This window comes from Halorientalis pallida (assembly GCF_004118325.1).
Taxonomy (GTDB): Archaea; Halobacteriota; Halobacteria; order Halobacteriales; family Haloarculaceae; genus Halorientalis; species Halorientalis pallida.
This window is the reverse complement of sequence record NZ_RDFA01000002.1, coordinates 559,782-575,883: the sequence shown is the minus strand read 5'-3', so window position 1 is coordinate 575,883 and position 16,102 is coordinate 559,782. Positions and strand designations below refer to the sequence as shown.

Below are 16,102 nucleotides of genomic sequence, written 5' to 3'. Positions count from 1 at the left end.
CGTGGCTCCGTGAACCGCGGCTACAGCTCCGACGAGTCGGCGTCGTCCCCGACCGAGCGGGCGCGATACTGCGTGACGGCGTAGAATCCGGCGGCGTAGATGCCGACCGAGAAGATGCCGATCGAGACGATACCGATGGAGAAGACGCCGACGGAGAACACGCCGGCAGCGAAGATGCCGACCGAAGAGATCCCGGTCGAGAGGACGCCGCCGCTGAAGTTCCCCGCCGCGAGGTAGCCGAACGCGGTGTCGCCGGCCGCGAGAACCCCGAAGCCGGCCAGCGTTTCGACACCAGCGACGGTCAGTCCCAGTGCGACGGCCAGGAGGCCGACGACGACGATTCCGGTCACGTCTCCCAGTTCGATATCCGTGCTGAGGCATCTTCGAGGAAGCGTCTTGTGTGTGAACAGTAACTCTCATCCAGTGATAGCTTCTAGACGGGTGGGCTGAGCCGAAGGTGTGGTCGCCGCATCGACGGTTCTGTAAAGAGTTAACCGCCTGGGCCGGTAACCGTCGCCCAATGGCTAAGGACGTCAAACCGACCCGGAAGAACCTCATGGCGATCGAGGACCGGATCGAACTCTCCGAGCGGGGCCACGACACGCTGGAGAAAAAACGCGACGGCCTCATCATGGAGTTCATGGACATCCTGGATCAGGCCCAGGACGTGCGGTCGGACCTCAACGAGAACTACGACGAGGCTCAGCGCAAGATCAACATGGCCCGTGCGATGGAGGGCGACGTGGCCGTTCGGGGCGCGGCTGCCGCGTTGCAGGAACACCCCGAGCTCACCACCGAGTCCAAGAACATCATGGGCGTGGTCGTCCCCCAGATCGAGTCCTCGAAAGTCAGGAAGAGCCTCGACGAGCGGGGGTACGGTGTGCTGGGTACTAGCGCACGGATCGACGAGGCCGCCGAGGCCTACGAGGAACTGCTGGAGACGATCATCCTCGCGGCGGAGGTCGAGACGGCGATGAAGAAGATGCTCGACGAGATCGAGACCACCAAGCGCCGTGTCAACGCCCTGGAGTTCAAGCTCCTGCCCGAACTCAAGTCCAACCAGGAGTACATCGAGCAGAAGCTCGAAGAACAGGAGCGCGAGGAGATCTTCCGGATGAAGAAGATCAAGGCCAAGAAAGAAGAGGAGGAGAAAGCCGAACGCGAGGCCGCCGAGCAGGAAGCCGAGGAAGCCGAGACGGTTACCGCGGACGATTGAACACCGACTCGGGGCCGACGGTCGTCGCGGGATAGCCTTTTCCGCTGGCCGGTCCTTTTGGGGATATGAACTGTCCACACTGTCAGACGCCGCTGTTGCGGTTCCCGGTGGCCGACGAGTGGCGGCCACACCTCCCGGAGGACTCGCCGGGGGCGGCGATCTGTCCGACCTGTCTCGCGCTGGAACCGGACCCGGACCCGCCGTCGACGACGCCGGACTTCGGGGAGATCGGTGAGCCGTTCCCCGAGGGGCCGGCCGCGGTGCCGATGGCGATCGCGATCGGCCTGCTGGACTCGCTGGCGCTCAACCGCTCGGAGATCGCCGAGTTGTTCGCGGCGGTCGAGGAGGCCGGGACCGATCCACTGCTGGTGCTGGATCGCCTCGGGACGACGGGGAGCGTCGACAGCCGCGTCGACCTACACGGCCGACGGCAGCAACTGGAACAGTTGCTGGAGTAGCGCGGTCACTTCTGCGGTCTTCCAGAGACGACCAGTGACGAGCCACGAACTGCGTCCGACCGGGCACCGGTCAGGACAGTTGCGCCGTGCCCACGGCCGAGTCGGTCACGGCGTCGGTACTCACGTTGCCGAAGACGAAGCGGGCACCCGGCGCGGACTCGTCCAACTCGACCGTCCAGCCGTGTGACTCGGCCATCGTCTCGACGATGCTGAGTCCGAGCCCGGTCCCGTCGTCGGTCGTCGTGTACCCGTACTCGAAGAGACTCTCGACGTGTTCGTCGGGGATGCCCGGCCCGTCGTCTTCGACGTAGAACCCGTCGGCAGTGGAGCCGACTGCGACGGTTACGCCCGCGGGCCCGTGTTCGACACTGTCACCGGACTTCTCCGAGTTCCGGTTGCCTGTCGAACCATGTTCGATACTGTTCCGGAACAGGTTCTCCAAGATCGTCAGGAGTTTGCTCCGGTCGGCCTGGAACGTGCGAGTGTCGGCGACGGCGAGGGTGGCACTGTCGGTGTCGACGTTGCTCCAGGCCTCGCGTGCTACGTCGTCGAGCGCGACCGGGTCGGTCTCCTCGACGGTTTTGCCCTCTCGGGCGATCGTCAGGACGTCCGAGATGATGTCGACCATCCGGTCGTGTGTGTTCTGAATTTCGTCGGTATACTGTATGGCTTTCTCGGCGGCGTCGGGATCGGGAATCTCCTCCTCGGCGATGTCCTGTAGCAACTCGGTGTAGCCGTCGGCGACGTTGATGGGATTCCGGAGGTCGTGGGAGATGGTCGAGCCGACCTGATCGAGGCGTTCGTTCTGGGTTTCGAGTTGCCAGCGGGACTGTTCCAGGGCCGTAACGTCTCGGAGGAGCATCGAGAGCCAGTCACTGCCGTCGCCGTCACCACCGACGCGGGAGGTGTTGACCGAGTAGTGTCGCTCCTGTCCGTCGACGGCGAACGAGATCTTGTCGGGGGTAGCGGCGTCCGCCCCCGAGAGATCGACGGTCTCGGCCAGTCGGGGACAGGCCGCCTCGAAGGGGCGGCCGACCTGCTCGCCGAGGTCGGGCCAGAGCCGAACGCTCGCGTCGTTGAAGTCGACGACGCGCCGCTGCTCGTCGAGGACGATCACGGGGTCCCGCAGGTTCTCGACGACGGCACTGCGGGCGATGGGCTGGACGTCGAGCAGATCGAACCGGAACAGTGCGACCGTGTTACAGATCGCGAAGGGGATGATCCCCCACACGACGTAGAGGAAGCCGGGTGCCGGCAAGAGGCCGGTCTCCCCGACGATCTGCATGACGCCGATCGAGAGGATGCCCGCGAGGACGAGGAGCATCTGTCGCCCGCCCCGTCCCGGGGTCGAGAGCAGGCGCTTGACCAGGACGACCTCCCCGTACCACACGAACATGGCGATGGGGACCACCATGAGCAGGGACCCCGGGCCCTCCTGAGCCGCGACGTACGGGGCTGGATCCGTGTACACGAGAACGTCTGCGTAGTAGAGACCGTGGATCGGATTGGTCACCAGCAACACGAGGTGGCTTCCCAGGGCTGCGACGGCCAGCGTCACGCCGACGGGGTGGCGGTGGAAGTCAGAGCGCGAGTACGCGGACGTGAAGGCACCGAAGGCAACGAACGCCCCGACTGCGCTGGTCGAAGCGATGTGGAAGAACGTCGTCATCACCGCCCGGTCGCCCCCGAGCATCTGGAGCGACGTGAACAGGGCGTACCCCGCGAGTCCGAGGAGCGACGCGACGAACCACTTTGCACCACGCTGGCCCCGATGGTTCCGGTAGATCCACACCGAGATACCGATCGTGAGAAGCACCGCCAGTAGCGGAACGGAGATGAAGACGAGCGTAAAAAGCGAGCCCGTACTGGCGGCCATGGTGGAGAACAGCCGTCCGCCCCCTTCACTTCTCCCCCGGCGTTATCAAATCTGGAGCCGTGATCAGACCCCGGTGTCGTACCGGAGGATGCCGGCGACGCCGCCGAAGGCGTTCAGCAACTGCTCGCCTTTCTCGAAGTCGGTGGAGATGAACTTCGTCTCGGTGCCGCGCTGTTCGGCGATCCCCATGAGGTGGTCGATGAGGTCCTCGCGTTCGGCCTCGTCGGCGTCGACGGTCTCGCCACAGCGCGAACAGTCGTGGTCGGACGTGTCTTCCCGACGGTCGACGACTTCGCGTTCCTCGTGGCCGTTGGGACACTCGTAGGAGATCACGTCCCGGCGCATGTCCTCGGAGATGAGCAGACGGTCGACCGCACCCATGACGAGGTTCTCGCGGGTCGCCTCGAACCCGTAGGTCGCGAGATTCCCGTCGTGGAGTTCCTTGAAGAACTCCTCCATCTCCGATTTGTCCTGCATCACCTCGTGTTCGTCGAGGATGTCCTGGGCGGCGTCGACCAGGTCGTAGAGGCCGGACTCGTCGGTGTAGGACACGTCGAACTTCCCCAGCACCATGTCCCCGAGTTCGTGGTGGAGGTAGTCGCCGTCTAGAAATTCGTCTTTGGTCGGGGAGGGACCGCCCACGAGGATGCCGTCCATCTCGTGGCGCCGATCCACGAACAGGTCGTCGGCCATGCCGGCGACTTCCTGGTAGAAGTTGTCGATGGCCTCCAGTCGCAGGCGAGCGAACCGCTGTGCGGACTGGCCACCTTTGCGCTGTTTCCCGGGGACCAGCGACGAAGCGGACTTGACGGGCTCGACGCGTTTGCCCTTGAGCCAGCCGACGTTGGCCTCCCGTCGGTCGAGGACGATGAGCCCGAACAGCCCCTTGTCGCCGAGCATCTCCTCCAGGGGACCGGTGAGGAAATCCGAATCGCAGTGGTAGCGGAACGACTCGATGGGCTGGGGCGGCGACTCCAGCACCTTTGTGACCATGTCGGTGCGGCCGCCGCCGGTGTCGATGGCGCCGGAGAAGATCACCATCCCGTTCTCCGGCGGGTAGACGTCGTAGTAGCGCAGGCGGTCCTTGATGGAGGTCAGGGCGTCCTGCACGGCCGTCCGGGTCTGCTTGGACTTGATGTTGGAGGCCTCGCTGTGTTCCTGGGTGACGTGCTCGACGACGGAGCTGATCTGACGGTCGTCGGGGATGTAGATGGTGACCAGCTGCGTCCCCGAGCCCTCGTACTCCCGCAGGTCCTCGATGACCTTCTTGAACTCGTATTTTTGTTTGTCCGTCTGATCCTGCTCGGAGCTACTCATTACTCCTGTATAGCCGAATGGGCGGTAAGTAACTGTTGACCGGGCGGGCCGGTCACGGGAGTTCGTCACATACCTTCACATGATCACGTATTGAAATGGACCGTGGCGCTTTTCAACCATTGCGGGCGTGTATGCATCTAGCAGACGTCCGGGTGTCGGTGGCGGCGGTTCCGTTGTCCCGGGCGGGGCGCAGCCGTAGGCGAGGGATAAAGCCCGTCAGACGCACGGGTTTATATGTTTCCCTCGTCTGTACCAAGTTAACAGGAAGTATGACGGGATACGTCTACACAATCGCAGGCGGGAAGGGCGGCGTCGGGAAGACCACGACGGCGATCAACGTCGCCGTGTCACTCCAGGACGCCGGCCACGACGTCGTCGTGGTCGACGCCGACCTGGGGATGGCGAATCTGGGGGCGATGCTCGACGTGGACCACTCACCGAGCCTCCACCAGGTACTCGCCGGTAAGGCGGCCGTCAGCGACGCGATCATCGAGGGACCGGGCGGGATCACCGTGGTCCCCGGTGAGCGCAACCTGGAGGCGTTCGCCGACGCCGACCCGGCGAAACTCCGGAAGGTCGTCAAGGCGCTCTCGACCGCCTACGAGATCGTCCTGATCGACACCGGGGCCGGGTTGAGCCACGAGACGACCGTCCCGCTGGGGCTGGCCGACGGCGTCTTGCTCGTCACCACCGCCGACGAGGTGGCCATCGGCGATACGATCAAAACCGCACAGCTGGCCGAGCGGATCGACGGCGACGTGGTCGGCGCGGTGCTGACACGAGCCGACGACGACACCAACGTCTCCGAGGTCGCCGACAAACTCGACATGGAGATGCTCGCGGTCGTCCCCGAGGACCAGGACGCCACCCGGGACGAACCGCTGCTCATCAACGACCCGGACAGCTACGCCGCGGAGGCCTACCGCCGACTCGCCTCCACGCTCGAAGAGATCTACGAAGCCAACACCGAGGGCGGCGTCGACCCCGAACAGGAGTTCGAGCCGAGCGCGACGCCCGACACGGACGAGGACGGGCTCGACGAGGGCGAGGGCGGCGACGGCGAGGACGACGACGAAGACGACGAAGAAGGCGTGTTCGGCCTGTTCAACTGACCGGTCGCGCCCGTCTTCCCCGTCGGGACCGGGCGCCCGTTCTTTCGAAGCGGTACATCTAAACCGTCCCTCCTGCCACGTCTCGGTATGGCAGACGATTCGATCCGACTGAGCTGGGTGCTGATCTTCCTGCTGTTGACGCTCGGTCTCGGTCTCGCGGCGATCCAGTTCGCCGGGGGATCCATCCTTCCGACGTTGCTCCCGGTATAATCACATCGACTCGGGCGCAGCGACGCCGAGCACACCCAGGGCGTTGCCCACCGTGTGGCGTGCAGCGGCGACCAGCGCCAGCCGTGCGTCCCGTCGGTCCCCCTCGGCGTCGAGGACCGGACACTCCCGGTAGAAGGCGTTGAACGCCTCCGCGAACTCCCGCGTGTAGGTCGCGACGACGTGTGGACGGTGGTCGTCGGCGGCGTCCTCGATCACCGCCGGGAACCGTGCGATGGTCGCGAGCAGACGACGCGCTTCCGGCGTCTCGAGCGTGTCGGCCTCGAGGGACGCGGCGTCGGGCAGTTCGTGGCCCGCCTCCCTGGCTTCCCCGAGGATACCACAGGCGCGCGCGTGGACGTACTGTACGTACGGCGCGGACTGGGCCTCGAAGTCCAGCGCTCGGTCCCACTCGAAGGTAATCGCTTTGGCCGGCTGTTTCGAGACGATGTCGTACCGGACCGCACCGATCCCGACCTGGTGGGCGATCCGTTCGACGTCTTCGGAATCGAGGTCGTCGTTCCGGAGGCGGTCTTCCAGGCGGTCCTCGACCTCCTCGCGGGCGCGGTCGATGGCCTCGTCGAGCAGGTCGTCCAGGTCGATCCCGGTCCCCTCGCGGGTGCTCATCTTCCCCTCCGGGAGGTTGACGTAGGAGTACAGCACCTGATCGAGTTGTTCGGTGTCGTGGCCGAGCAGATCGAGGGTGGTCCGGACCTGCTGGGCCTGGAGCTTGTGGTCCTCGCCCAGCACGGTCACGGCGCGGTCGTAGTTCTCGAACTTCCACTCGTGGTGGGCCAGGTCCCGGGTGGCGTAGAGGCTGGTGCCGTCCGAGCGCAGGAAGACGAGGTTCTTGTCGATGTCGGGCAGGTCGAGTTGCCAGGCCTCTTCCTCGTAGATCGCCTCGTCGAGGTCCCGCAGACGGTCGACCAGATCGTCGGTCGACCCGTCCCGCATGAAGCGGGTCTCCTTGACGAACTCGTCGAACTCCGCGGGGAGCCGGGACAGACACTCCCGCATCCCGCCCAGCACGGTGTCGACGACCTCGCTGACGCGCTCGTAGGTTTCTTCGTCGCCTTCTTCGAGGCCCTGCATGATCGACTGGATCTCGGCTTCGGCCGACTCGACCTCCTCCTCGGGTGCCTCCTCGAGGAAGGTGTTGCCCCGGCGGTAGTACCGGACCATGTCGTACTCGGCGCGGTCGCGTTCCGGTTCGGGCAACTCCTCGGGGTCGAATTTCTCGTAGGCCCAGGTGAACACGGCCATCTGACGGCCGGCGTCGTTGACGTAGTAGTGCCGGTCCACGTCGTAGCCGGCGAAATCGAGGACGTTCGCCAGCGCGTCGCCGATGATGGGATTGCGCGCCCGGCCGACGTGGACCGGTCCAGTGGGGTTGGCGCTGGTGTGTTCGACGGCCACCGAGGTACCCCTCGGGTCGAGCCGGCCGTACGTCTCGTCCTGGGCGGCTTCGAGGGTCGCCGCGAAGTAGGCGTCGCTGGGCAGGAAATTGAGGTAGGGGCCCTGGGTTGTCACGGCGCCGACGTAGTCGTAGTCGGCGGGGTCGATCGCCGCGGCGATGTCGGCGGCCACCTCGGGCGGGGCAGCACCGACCTCGCCGGCCAGCCGGAACGCGACGCTGGCGGCGAGGATCGCGTCGACGTCTTCCGGCGGCTCCTCGATCCCGAGGTCGTCGGTGGGGAGATCGAGCGCGTCGAGTGCGGACTCGACGGCGGCTTCGACCTCCCGGCGCGCGGCAAGGAACATACCCACCCGTTTTCGAGCGCCGGGTATAGGCGTAACGAGTCGGAGTCGACTCCGGTCCGACCGTCGGTGGCGGTCCCGAGCGGCCGGCGACTGCGGCTCGCAGCCTCAGTCGCTCGACTGGATGTCGGCGACGATACGTTCGCCCACGCCGACTTCGGGCACCTGGTAGTTGCAGTGACTGTCGACCTGGTCGGTCACGTCCACGTCGACCCAGTTGTCCGGCGGCGAGCCCTTCGAGAACCATCCGCCGCAGTCGATCCCGCTACAGCCGATCCCGTCCCGGAACGTCTGGAGGTCGTAGAACACGCAGATCGTGTTGTCCTCCCGGGAGTGGTAGTTGTACACCGTTCCGGCGGTCGCCTCGACGGCCGCGGCCGAGAAGGCCGCGTCGTCGTCGGCACAGATCTCGTCGTCGTCGACCGACGCGCCGAACAGCGACACCGACGCCACGGGCACGTCGCCGTCGAGGTCGTCGAGCGTCGCCAGCGGCGGCCGGCCACCCAGCGATAGCCCCGCCAGCCTGATCGTCGTCTCCGGGTTGCGTTCGTGGTAGCCACGCAGGAAGTCGGCGAAGCGCCGGCCGTCGCGGTCGGCGTTGTCCTCGCCGGTCGAGAACAGCGTCGTCTCCGCCGCCCACTGCACGGTGACCACCGGCTGGTCGTAGCCGTTCGCCCGGAGCGTCCGCTGGAGCGTATAACCCTGATCGTCCCCGACCTGGCCTTCGCTCGTCCAGCCGATGAAGTAGAACACGATCTCGTCGGGGTCGTCCGGCAGGTTCCGGGTCGTCGGGTCGGACTGCCGCACGTCCACCCGCGGGAAGTCGTCGGGTGCGCTCTCCCAGACGGTCGCACAGTTCGAGAGTTCGAGCGGCGTCGGGTCGGCCGCGGCCGGCTGGACGGCACCGATCCCCAGAGCGCCCGCACCAGCCAGCGTCCCGGTGGCACGGAGCACCGACCGGCGACGCAGGGTCGTTAGTTCGGTATCACTATCGTCCGTCGTTCGTTCATCCCCCATAGCGAATTTATTTACGGAATTGACGAGCTTGTATACACATCTTCACACGTACAGTTGTTTATTAGAAGCGAGTCCCGATCCGGACCGACGCTCGGTGCTGGTGGAAGCGGCGAGGCCGAAACCGTTCACCAGAGGTTCTCGGCGTCGCCCGAGACCGTCGTCGCCGAGGAGCGAACGCCGTCAGTCGCGGCTTCGAGGCGGGCGAGGCCGTCCTCCACGCTGTGGTGGTCGCCGTCGAGCCAGCAGGGGTAGACGCCCGTGAGTCGGCCGCTCCGCCTGATCGTGAGACAGACCACCGGGAACGTGATGTCGCGCTCGCCGTCGCCCGTGGTGCTGTCGGTCAGGTCGGCCGCCTCGACGGAGTCGAGCGTCTCGTGTTCCTGGAAGAAGGGGTGGAGGCGACCGCCGGCCTCGTCGACGGCGGCGCGCAACTCCTCGTAGAGGGTGACCGCTTCGACGGCCGCGCTGCCCTCGGCGGCCGGCACCCGGACGCGGTCCTCCCAGTGCCCCGTCCGGAGTGTCGTTTCGTCGGCCCGGTCGGCGACGGCCTCCAGTCGCTCGGCGAGGCGTTGCTGTCGTCGTTCGGCGACCGACGACGGGTCCGATCGGAACCGCAACGTCACCGTCATCGGCCCCTCGGGAATCGTCGACGCGACGTCGGATTTGCGTGCTGTCATGATATCCGGCACTCCGTCACAGTAGCTCCGACAACTCGATCATCCACTCAAAGGTTCTCCGGGTCCTCAGAGGCGGTTGCGAGCGCTTCGAGGCCGTCCTCCACGCTGTGGTGGTCACCGTCTTTCCAGCAGGGGAACAGACCGGTCAGGTCGCCGTCCCGGCGAACGGTGAGACAGACCACCGGGAACACGATGACCCGATCCGTCGGTGGCCCCGCCGAGAGGAGACCGCCGACGGCCTCCCGGGTCTCGAAGAACGGTTCGAGGCGTGCGTCCGCGCGCTCGGCGGCGGCCTCGAACTCGTCGTACAGTTCGACCGGCCCCTGGTCGCCGTCGTCACTCTCCGAGGGGACGGTCACCCGCGAACTCCACCGTTCGACCCTGAGCTCCGGGACGATGCCGTCGGACGCGAGCGAGCGCAACCGGTTCAACACGGTGCGTTGCCGCCGCGTCGCGGCCGCCGGTGCCGAGGACCGCAGGTGCAGCGTCACCGTACAGTCCGTCTCGACCGCCGTCTCCGGGTCGGTGTCGGTGGTGCGGTCGGTCTCTCCCTGCTCGCCGCCGCGTTCGTTCACGACGTTAGTAGCCATACACAGACTTTGGGAAATAACACTAATAGTCTTTGCCCAATACAATCGTAGACTTCCAGGCTATTTTCTGCTGTGTTTGTACTACCAGTCATGAGTTTGGGAGACAGACGACGATATCCGCGGAAGGGCACCGAAACGGTGTGACACCCGGGTGTTTTTGCCCGCGGGCGCGCAACGGAGTCCCAACATGAGCGACTCCGAGTCCGGTGACGGGGGCCCAAAGCAGGTCTCGAATCCCGACTACCACAGCGAGAACCACACCGCCGCCCAGACCTGTGGGTGGACCAAAAACGCGCTCCGTGGGGAGGGTAAATGTTACAAAAAGATATTCTACGGGATAGAATCACACAGATGTATCCAGATGACGCCGGTCGTGAAGTGCAACGAGCGGTGTGTCTTCTGCTGGCGGGACCACCAGGGTCACGCCTACGAGATGGACGAGGTCGAGTGGGACGACCCCGAGGCCGTCGTCGACGCCAGCATCGAACTCCAGACGAAACTCCTCAGCGGTTTCGGCGGCAACGACGAGGTGCCCCGCGAGGTGTTCGAGGAGGCGATGGAACCCCGTCACGTCGCGATTTCCCTCGACGGCGAACCCACGCTCTACCCCTATCTGCCGGAACTCATCGAGGCGTTTCACGATCGGGACATCACGACCTTCCTCGTCTCGAACGGCACCCGGCCCGAGGTGCTGGCCGAGTGTGACCCGACGCAGCTGTACGTCAGCGTCGACGCCGCCGACCGGGCGACCTTCGACGACACCGTGAAAGCCGTCGAGGACGACGCCTGGGAGCGGTTGATAGACACACTGGACGTGCTGGCCGGGAAGTCGGAGACCCGGACGGTCCTGCGGACGACCTGCATCCAGGGGCTAAACATGCACCACCCGGAGTGGTACGCCTCGATGTTCCAGCGGGCCGACCCGGACTTCGTGGAGCTGAAAGCCTACATGCACGTCGGCCACTCCCGTGGCCGCCTGGACCGCGATTCGATGCCCGACCACGAACGCGTCGTCGAGTTCGCCGAGGACGTGATGGAACACATGCCCCACGACGTGCTCAAGCAGGTCCCCGCCTCCCGGGTCGCCCTGCTCGCGAAAGAGCGCAACACCCTCGTGCCGAAACTGCAGAAAGACAGCGACTTTTGGAAGCGGGATCCGGTTAGCGGGGACTGACGACCTCCCCAGAGAGGAGTGTTTTTGCATCGACCCCACGTGGCCGTGACATGGAGATCGCCATCCTGCTGTTCGAGGGCTTCGACGAGTTGGACGCCATCGGCCCGTTCGAGGTCTTCGAGAACGCCGCGAACGCCGGGGCCGAGTGTACGACGACGCTTCGTGCCCTCGAAGGCACCAGTTCTGTGACGGCGAGTCACGGGCTCGAAGTCGGGGTCGACGGTGTGCTCGACGAGGCGAACCCTGACCTGCTCCTGGTCCCCGGGGGCGGCTGGAACGACCGCGAACGTCCGGGCGCGTACCGGGAGGCCGAACGGGAAGCGATTCCCGAGGCCGTCGCCGCACAGTACGAACGCGGCGGCTCGGTCGCCGGAGTCTGTACGGGCGGGATGCTCCTGGCGCGAGCCGGCGTCCTCGACGGTCGACCCGCAGTCACGCACGCGAGCGCACTCGACGACCTGCGGGCGACTGGAGCCGAAGTCGTCGACGCGCGCGTGGTCGACGACGGCGACGTGCTGACCGCTGGCGGGGTCACCTCGGGACTGGATCTGGCCGTCCACGTCGTCGACCGCGAGTTCGGGTCAGAAATCGCGGCGGCCGTCCGGACCGAGATGGAGTACGAGCCGCAGGGCGGGGTTCACACGACCTGACCCGAACGCCGCCGGAACGACGCCTTTACATCGTTACTCCCGAACAGTGAGTCAGGAAACACTGTTTCCGTTTCTTTGCGTTCCAAAGTCGTTACGCATCCCACATTCGTTACGCTTATGCCCGAGACTGCCTAACGTTGGGGTATGGCACAGGCGACGGATGGGACGGTCGGCTACGACGAACTGGCGACGTTGAAGCTGTTGGCACTCGAAGGCGCACTGGAGGGCCAGCAGAAGGTGTCGTGTTCGGCGCTGGCCGACGACCTCGACGCGTCGAACCAGACTGCCTCCCGGCGACTCCAGCGGCTCGACGACGCCGAGTACGTCGAGCGGGAGATGGTCAGCGACGGGCAGTGGGTCGAGATTACCGGCGAGGGCGAGTCGGCGCTCCGTCGCGAGTACGCCGACTACCGGCGGATCTTCGAGCGTGACGCGGCCATCGAACTCCAGGGGTTCGTCACCAGCGGGATGGGCGAGGGTCGCCACTACATCTCGTTGCCGGGCTACATGGAACAGTTCATCGAGAAACTCGGCTACGAACCGTTCGCCGGCACGCTGAACGTCGACCTGACCGACGAGAGCGTCCGGGCCCGCGCCGGGATGGCATCGCTGGAGCCGGTCACCATCGAGGGCTGGGAGGACGACGAACGCACCTACGGTCCGGCGTTCTGTTACCCCGCCAGCGTCGAGGTGGGCGACTCCATCTACGAACCGGCCCACGTCATCGCCCCCGAGCGGACCCACCACGACGAGGACCAACTGGAAGTGATCGCCCCGGAGAAACTCCGGGAAGCGATCGGACTCGAAGACGAAGACGAGGTCATCATCAATGTCACGGAGCGATAAGATGCACACCGACTCCCGAACCGGCGTCGAAGACGCACTCGCGGCCTTCCGCGACGGCGAGCCAGTCCTGATCCACGACGCCGCCGACCGCGAAGGCGAGACCGACATGGTGTATCCCGCGGCCGCGGTCACACCCGAGGCCGTCGCCCGCATGCGCAACGACGCCGGCGGGCTGATCTGCACCGCGTTGAGCGACGACGTGGCCGAGGCCTTCGACCTGCCCTTCCTGCAGGAGGTCATCGACCACCCCGTCGCCGCCGACCACGACCTCGACTACGACGAACGATCGTCGTTCTCGCTGACGGTGAACCACCGCGACACGTTCACCGGGATCACCGACGAGGACCGGGCCCTGACCATCACCGAACTCGCACGGGCCGCAAGCGACCCCGACACCGCCGACTTCGCCGCGGAGTTCCGCGCGCCCGGCCACGTCCACCTGCTGCGTGCCGCGCCGGACCTGCTCGACGACCGGCTCGGCCACACCGAGCTGGGCGTCGCGCTGGCCGCCAGGACCGAACAGTCGCCCGCCGTCGTCGTCTGTGAGATGCTCGACGACGAGACCGGCGAGGCCCTCCCGCCCGCGGCCGCCCGGGCCTACGGCGAACGCAACGACATCCCCTACGTCGAAGGCAGCGAGATCGTCGACCGGCTGCGCTGACTCTCCTGTCGCCTGTTTTTCCGACTTCGCCAGTTCCCCAGCCGAGAGCACGTCGTTTCTCCAGCAACGTTCGATAAACCAATAACCGCGATATCGAATTGCAGGGTCGGCGGATAGCCACAGAGTACCCGAGAGCGGCGCAACTGCCGCGAAGGAGGGCTCAGCTTCCGTTTCGGGTGGCCAGCGTTCCTGGGGAGCCGAGAGTTGGCCTCTCGGATCGTGCGCTCGTGGCCAGGGCATCGGCTGGAGTGGGCTATCGGTCGGCGTCGAGCCCCTCGGTGGCGATCCGGCGGGCCTTGTCACCCTTCGAGCGGAGCCGTTCGAGGGGTCCTCGCGGCGGGTTCGGCGTGTCCTCGTCTCGGATCAGTTCTGCGAGGGCGTCCAGCGCGTCGTTCCAGGCTTCGGCCCGCATCCGGGGTGCCGTCGCTGGATCGACCCGGTTGAGCAGATCCAGGAGTGCATCGTACGGTGGATCGTCGGGGAAGTCGGTGGCGCTACTGACAGCCATGGGCCACACTCCCGGATCGTCACCCTGCAGTGTTGCGACGACGGATTCGCGGGAGGTCGGACTCCCATACTGCGAACTGGACAGGAGCGACCGGCGTCGCATCGGGCCGTCGTCGGCTTCGGCGGTCGCGTCCACGTTCGCCCGAGCGGCCGCGTCGGCATCGGCCCGTTCTACGGTCAGAGCGATCTGCCTGCGGGTCCGTTCGTTCGGTTCGTCGACGAGTGCCTCTATCAGCGACGGCACGACCGACTCGCCGTCGAGTGTGACGGCCGTGTCGGCCGCCAGTGCGCGAATCAGTGGCTCGTCGTCGGAGCGGACGATGGAGAGCAAATCCCTCCCCGATGGGCCCGTCCCGTCACAGAGTGTCGTGGCGAGCGTAGCGCCGGCGGTTTCGGACGTTTCGGACGCGTCAGTGGGACCGTCCGTGGAACCGACCCGGATCCGCTGGCCGAGGACACGTGCCACTCGGTGGCGTATGCTCTCGACGTCGTCTGTCCGCAGCAGGCCAACGAGGGCAGCGATAGCCGCTCTGTCGCCGGTTGCAGCCAGGAGACCGGCGAGTACCCACCGGTCGGCGGCCGAGAGGTCTACGGCTGCACGGTCGACGACCGCAGGAGGAAGGTCGTCGCGCTCCCGCAGCGCGAAAAACGCGTCACGTCGGTTCAACGGATCGTCCAGTACGGCTGTGCGCAACTCGTCGAGATCGAACGAGCTCGGAGCGGTGAGGAACAGTCGGTCGGTCGCCGGTTCGACCGACGCCAGCTTCCGAACGGTCTCGGCCAGGGAGTCGAGTTCGTCTGCACCGTTGTACTGTCGGAACCGCTCGACATCCCGGAGCCACGACCGGGAGAGGGCGCGGAGGTCGAACCGAAGTCCGTCGACGGGCCACACACCGAGCTTGTGCGTGAGGTACCGCCACTGGAGCCGGACTGTCTCGCCGTCGACAGCCATCGTCAGGGGGTCGACCAGCCCACTCTCGGGATCCGCGACACCGTCGAGCGCATCGCACAACAACTCCCCCAGCGTGACGAGCACTCGCCCGGGCTCCCGGTCGCGCCAGCCGTGACTGTTCCAGATGGGAGTCCCCGGAACCGTCAGGCAGCTCCGGGTCCCGTCGGGTTCGAACTCGACTCGCAGGTCCTCGAATGGCGTGCCGTACGGGTCGGCTGCACCGTCGAGAACCTGGCCGACGACCAGCGAGGCCGCATCGATCCGGACTCGATCCGGTGGTCGGTGGCCCGCACAGGCTCGCATGGGCTCCGGGGAACGGCGGGCGGAACTGGGCCCATCGAGGCTTCCCGAGCCGCCCGGTCAAACGCCGGGACCGAACGCGAGTCGGTCGAATGTGTAGCCGTGTCGCGGTTCCGGGTCCGTTTCCAGGGCCGTCCGCGTGCCGACCAGCACCACCCGGCCACCGTCCGTCCCGACACCGACCGACGCGTCGTTGGCTGTACAGCTCTCCCAGCTCTCGACACCGAAGCCGACCGTACAGCGCCGTCCGTCCGGGTCAAATCCCAGCAAGTCTTCGGGGTCGACGATCGGCACCGTCCCAGTTTCGTGGTCGAAGACCAGTCCCTCCCCAGACGAGCGTACCGTTCCCGGCAGGTACGTGTCACCAGTTCCATGCGAACGTCTCGGTACCGCGTTCACGCGGCCGGGCGGAGTACTCTTCGGTGTCCAGGGGGTGCTGTGAGCGAGGGCTAGAGAGCGCTTTCCCCGAGAAACGGGCGATACCGGCCGTTCCGAAGCCGGTAGGTGGCGCCCTCTTGGTAGCGGGCCCGAGTGATTTCTATATCGCGGTAAGTGGTTTATCACTTACGATGGCTGGGGCGGCCCGACGGTCGGTAAAGATAGCAGGCGTCGTCCGTTCGAGGCCACGAGCGGCCGATATCAGGCCAGGAGAGGCGCACAGACCACACAGCGCCGGCGGGCGCGCCGACCCACGACGGGATGCACGGAGAACTGTGGTGGCCCGGCGGTCACCTCGTGAGCCGTCGGCACGGCACGAAAACTGTTAAGAGCGGATTGGGCCAAC

The 16,102-nt window shown here is 66.1% G+C and carries 17 protein-coding genes; 8 read left to right on the top strand and 9 right to left on the bottom strand.

Annotated features, from left to right (window positions below; all coding sequences use genetic code 11):
* Positions 1-20: 20 nt before the first annotated feature.
* A complete protein-coding gene (locus tag EAF64_RS08145) occupies positions 21-350 on the bottom strand; it encodes a hypothetical protein (protein ID WP_227738911.1) in 330 nt (109 codons plus the stop codon).
* A 170-nt stretch (positions 351-520) separates the two neighbouring features.
* Here EAF64_RS08145 and EAF64_RS08140 point away from each other — a divergent pair, with 170 nt between their 5' ends.
* Together EAF64_RS08140 and EAF64_RS08135 are read left to right on the top strand one after the other, a co-directional pair.
* On the top strand, positions 521-1,216 hold the full coding sequence (locus tag EAF64_RS08140) for a V-type ATP synthase subunit D (RefSeq protein ID WP_129068467.1): 696 nt from the start codon (positions 521-523) through the stop codon (positions 1,214-1,216).
* Positions 1,217-1,281: 65 nt separating this feature from the next.
* Positions 1,282-1,674 carry a DUF6276 family protein gene (locus EAF64_RS08135; protein ID WP_129068466.1) on the top strand — a complete coding sequence of 131 codons (393 nt, stop codon included), beginning with the start codon at positions 1,282-1,284 and terminating at the stop codon, positions 1,672-1,674.
* Positions 1,675-1,744: 70 nt separating this feature from the next.
* Here EAF64_RS08135 and EAF64_RS08130 read toward each other — a convergent pair whose 3' ends face one another.
* Positions 1,745-3,550 (bottom strand): sensor histidine kinase, encoded by a 1,806-nt coding sequence (locus EAF64_RS08130; RefSeq protein WP_129068465.1) that lies wholly within the window; start codon positions 3,548-3,550, stop codon positions 1,745-1,747.
* Positions 3,551-3,613: 63 nt separating this feature from the next.
* Positions 3,614-4,867, bottom strand: coding sequence for a peptide chain release factor aRF-1 (gene prf1, locus EAF64_RS08125; protein WP_129068464.1), 1,254 nt, complete (start codon positions 4,865-4,867; stop codon positions 3,614-3,616).
* Between the two features lie 269 nt (positions 4,868-5,136).
* Between prf1 and EAF64_RS08120 the strand changes: the two genes are divergently transcribed.
* Positions 5,137-5,979 (top strand): MinD/ParA family ATP-binding protein, encoded by an 843-nt coding sequence (locus EAF64_RS08120; protein ID WP_129068463.1) that lies wholly within the window; start codon positions 5,137-5,139, stop codon positions 5,977-5,979.
* 87 nt (positions 5,980-6,066) lie between these two features.
* The gene (locus tag EAF64_RS21600) at positions 6,067-6,189 is read left to right on the top strand and encodes a hypothetical protein (protein WP_267899427.1); all 123 of its coding nucleotides are present in this window, start codon (positions 6,067-6,069) and stop codon (positions 6,187-6,189) included.
* On the opposite strand, the gene argS is transcribed toward EAF64_RS21600, so the two are convergent.
* The 4 genes from argS to EAF64_RS08100 form a co-directional block, all read right to left on the bottom strand.
* Positions 6,190-7,947 (bottom strand): arginine--tRNA ligase, encoded by a 1,758-nt coding sequence (gene argS, locus EAF64_RS08115; protein ID WP_129068462.1) that lies wholly within the window; start codon positions 7,945-7,947, stop codon positions 6,190-6,192.
* Between the two features lie 105 nt (positions 7,948-8,052).
* Positions 8,053-8,961: an alpha/beta hydrolase gene (locus EAF64_RS08110; RefSeq protein ID WP_129068461.1), complete on the bottom strand. Its 909-nt coding sequence runs from the start codon at positions 8,959-8,961 to the stop codon at positions 8,053-8,055.
* 125 nt (positions 8,962-9,086) lie between these two features.
* Positions 9,087-9,638, bottom strand: coding sequence for an HTH domain-containing protein (locus EAF64_RS08105; protein WP_129068460.1), 552 nt, complete (start codon positions 9,636-9,638; stop codon positions 9,087-9,089).
* 47 nt (positions 9,639-9,685) lie between these two features.
* Entirely contained in the window at positions 9,686-10,228 is a 543-nt protein-coding gene (locus EAF64_RS08100; RefSeq protein WP_129068459.1) for an HTH domain-containing protein, read from the bottom strand.
* Between the two features lie 187 nt (positions 10,229-10,415).
* On the opposite strand from EAF64_RS08100, the gene twy1 reads away from it, so the two are divergent.
* The 4 genes from twy1 (at position 10,416) to ribB (ending at position 13,559) form a co-directional block, all read left to right on the top strand.
* Entirely contained in the window at positions 10,416-11,402 is a 987-nt protein-coding gene (gene twy1, locus EAF64_RS08095) for a 4-demethylwyosine synthase TYW1 (RefSeq protein WP_129068458.1), read from the top strand.
* 50 nt (positions 11,403-11,452) lie between these two features.
* On the top strand, positions 11,453-12,052 hold the full coding sequence (locus EAF64_RS08090; protein WP_129068457.1) for a DJ-1/PfpI family protein: 600 nt from the start codon (positions 11,453-11,455) through the stop codon (positions 12,050-12,052).
* Between the two features lie 144 nt (positions 12,053-12,196).
* Positions 12,197-12,898, top strand: coding sequence for a DUF120 domain-containing protein (locus tag EAF64_RS08085; protein ID WP_129068456.1), 702 nt, complete (start codon positions 12,197-12,199; stop codon positions 12,896-12,898).
* Positions 12,882-13,559, top strand: a complete 678-nt coding sequence (gene ribB / locus EAF64_RS08080; RefSeq protein ID WP_129068455.1) for a 3,4-dihydroxy-2-butanone-4-phosphate synthase — start codon at positions 12,882-12,884, stop codon at positions 13,557-13,559. Before EAF64_RS08085 ends, ribB begins: the two co-directional genes overlap by 17 nt.
* Before the next feature lie 253 nt (positions 13,560-13,812).
* On the opposite strand, the gene EAF64_RS08075 is transcribed toward ribB, so the two are convergent.
* Both EAF64_RS08075 and EAF64_RS08070 read right to left on the bottom strand, forming a co-directional pair.
* Positions 13,813-15,321 (bottom strand): hypothetical protein, encoded by a 1,509-nt coding sequence (locus tag EAF64_RS08075; protein ID WP_129068454.1) that lies wholly within the window; start codon positions 15,319-15,321, stop codon positions 13,813-13,815.
* 57 nt (positions 15,322-15,378) lie between these two features.
* Positions 15,379-15,612 carry a hypothetical protein gene (locus EAF64_RS08070; protein WP_153188281.1) on the bottom strand — a complete coding sequence of 78 codons (234 nt, stop codon included), beginning with the start codon at positions 15,610-15,612 and terminating at the stop codon, positions 15,379-15,381.
* Positions 15,613-16,102: the final 490 nt, after the last annotated feature.

What these genes read in the sequence shown, in the direction of transcription:
- EAF64_RS08120 (WP_129068463.1), top strand. Translation starts at nt 5,137, where the DNA reads ATGACGGGATACGTCTACACAATCGCAGGCGGGAAGGGCGGCGTCGGG.
- EAF64_RS08100 (WP_129068459.1), bottom strand. Translation starts at nt 10,228, where the DNA reads ATGGCTACTAACGTCGTGAACGAACGCGGCGGCGAGCAGGGAGAGACC.
- twy1 (WP_129068458.1), top strand. Translation starts at nt 10,416, where the DNA reads ATGAGCGACTCCGAGTCCGGTGACGGGGGCCCAAAGCAGGTCTCGAAT.
- EAF64_RS08075 (WP_129068454.1), bottom strand. Translation starts at nt 15,321, where the DNA reads ATGCGAGCCTGTGCGGGCCACCGACCACCGGATCGAGTCCGGATCGAT.
- EAF64_RS08090 (WP_129068457.1), top strand. Translation starts at nt 11,453, where the DNA reads ATGGAGATCGCCATCCTGCTGTTCGAGGGCTTCGACGAGTTGGACGCC.
- EAF64_RS08085 (WP_129068456.1), top strand. Translation starts at nt 12,197, where the DNA reads ATGGCACAGGCGACGGATGGGACGGTCGGCTACGACGAACTGGCGACG.
- EAF64_RS21600 (WP_267899427.1), top strand. Translation starts at nt 6,067, where the DNA reads ATGGCAGACGATTCGATCCGACTGAGCTGGGTGCTGATCTTCCTGCTG.
- ribB (WP_129068455.1), top strand. Translation starts at nt 12,882, where the DNA reads ATGTCACGGAGCGATAAGATGCACACCGACTCCCGAACCGGCGTCGAA.
- argS (WP_129068462.1), bottom strand. Translation starts at nt 7,947, where the DNA reads ATGTTCCTTGCCGCGCGCCGGGAGGTCGAAGCCGCCGTCGAGTCCGCA.
- EAF64_RS08130 (WP_129068465.1), bottom strand. Translation starts at nt 3,550, where the DNA reads ATGGCCGCCAGTACGGGCTCGCTTTTTACGCTCGTCTTCATCTCCGTT.
- prf1 (WP_129068464.1), bottom strand. Translation starts at nt 4,867, where the DNA reads ATGAGTAGCTCCGAGCAGGATCAGACGGACAAACAAAAATACGAGTTC.
- EAF64_RS08140 (WP_129068467.1), top strand. Translation starts at nt 521, where the DNA reads ATGGCTAAGGACGTCAAACCGACCCGGAAGAACCTCATGGCGATCGAG.
- EAF64_RS08135 (WP_129068466.1), top strand. Translation starts at nt 1,282, where the DNA reads ATGAACTGTCCACACTGTCAGACGCCGCTGTTGCGGTTCCCGGTGGCC.
- EAF64_RS08110 (WP_129068461.1), bottom strand. Translation starts at nt 8,961, where the DNA reads ATGGGGGATGAACGAACGACGGACGATAGTGATACCGAACTAACGACC.
- EAF64_RS08105 (WP_129068460.1), bottom strand. Translation starts at nt 9,638, where the DNA reads ATGACAGCACGCAAATCCGACGTCGCGTCGACGATTCCCGAGGGGCCG.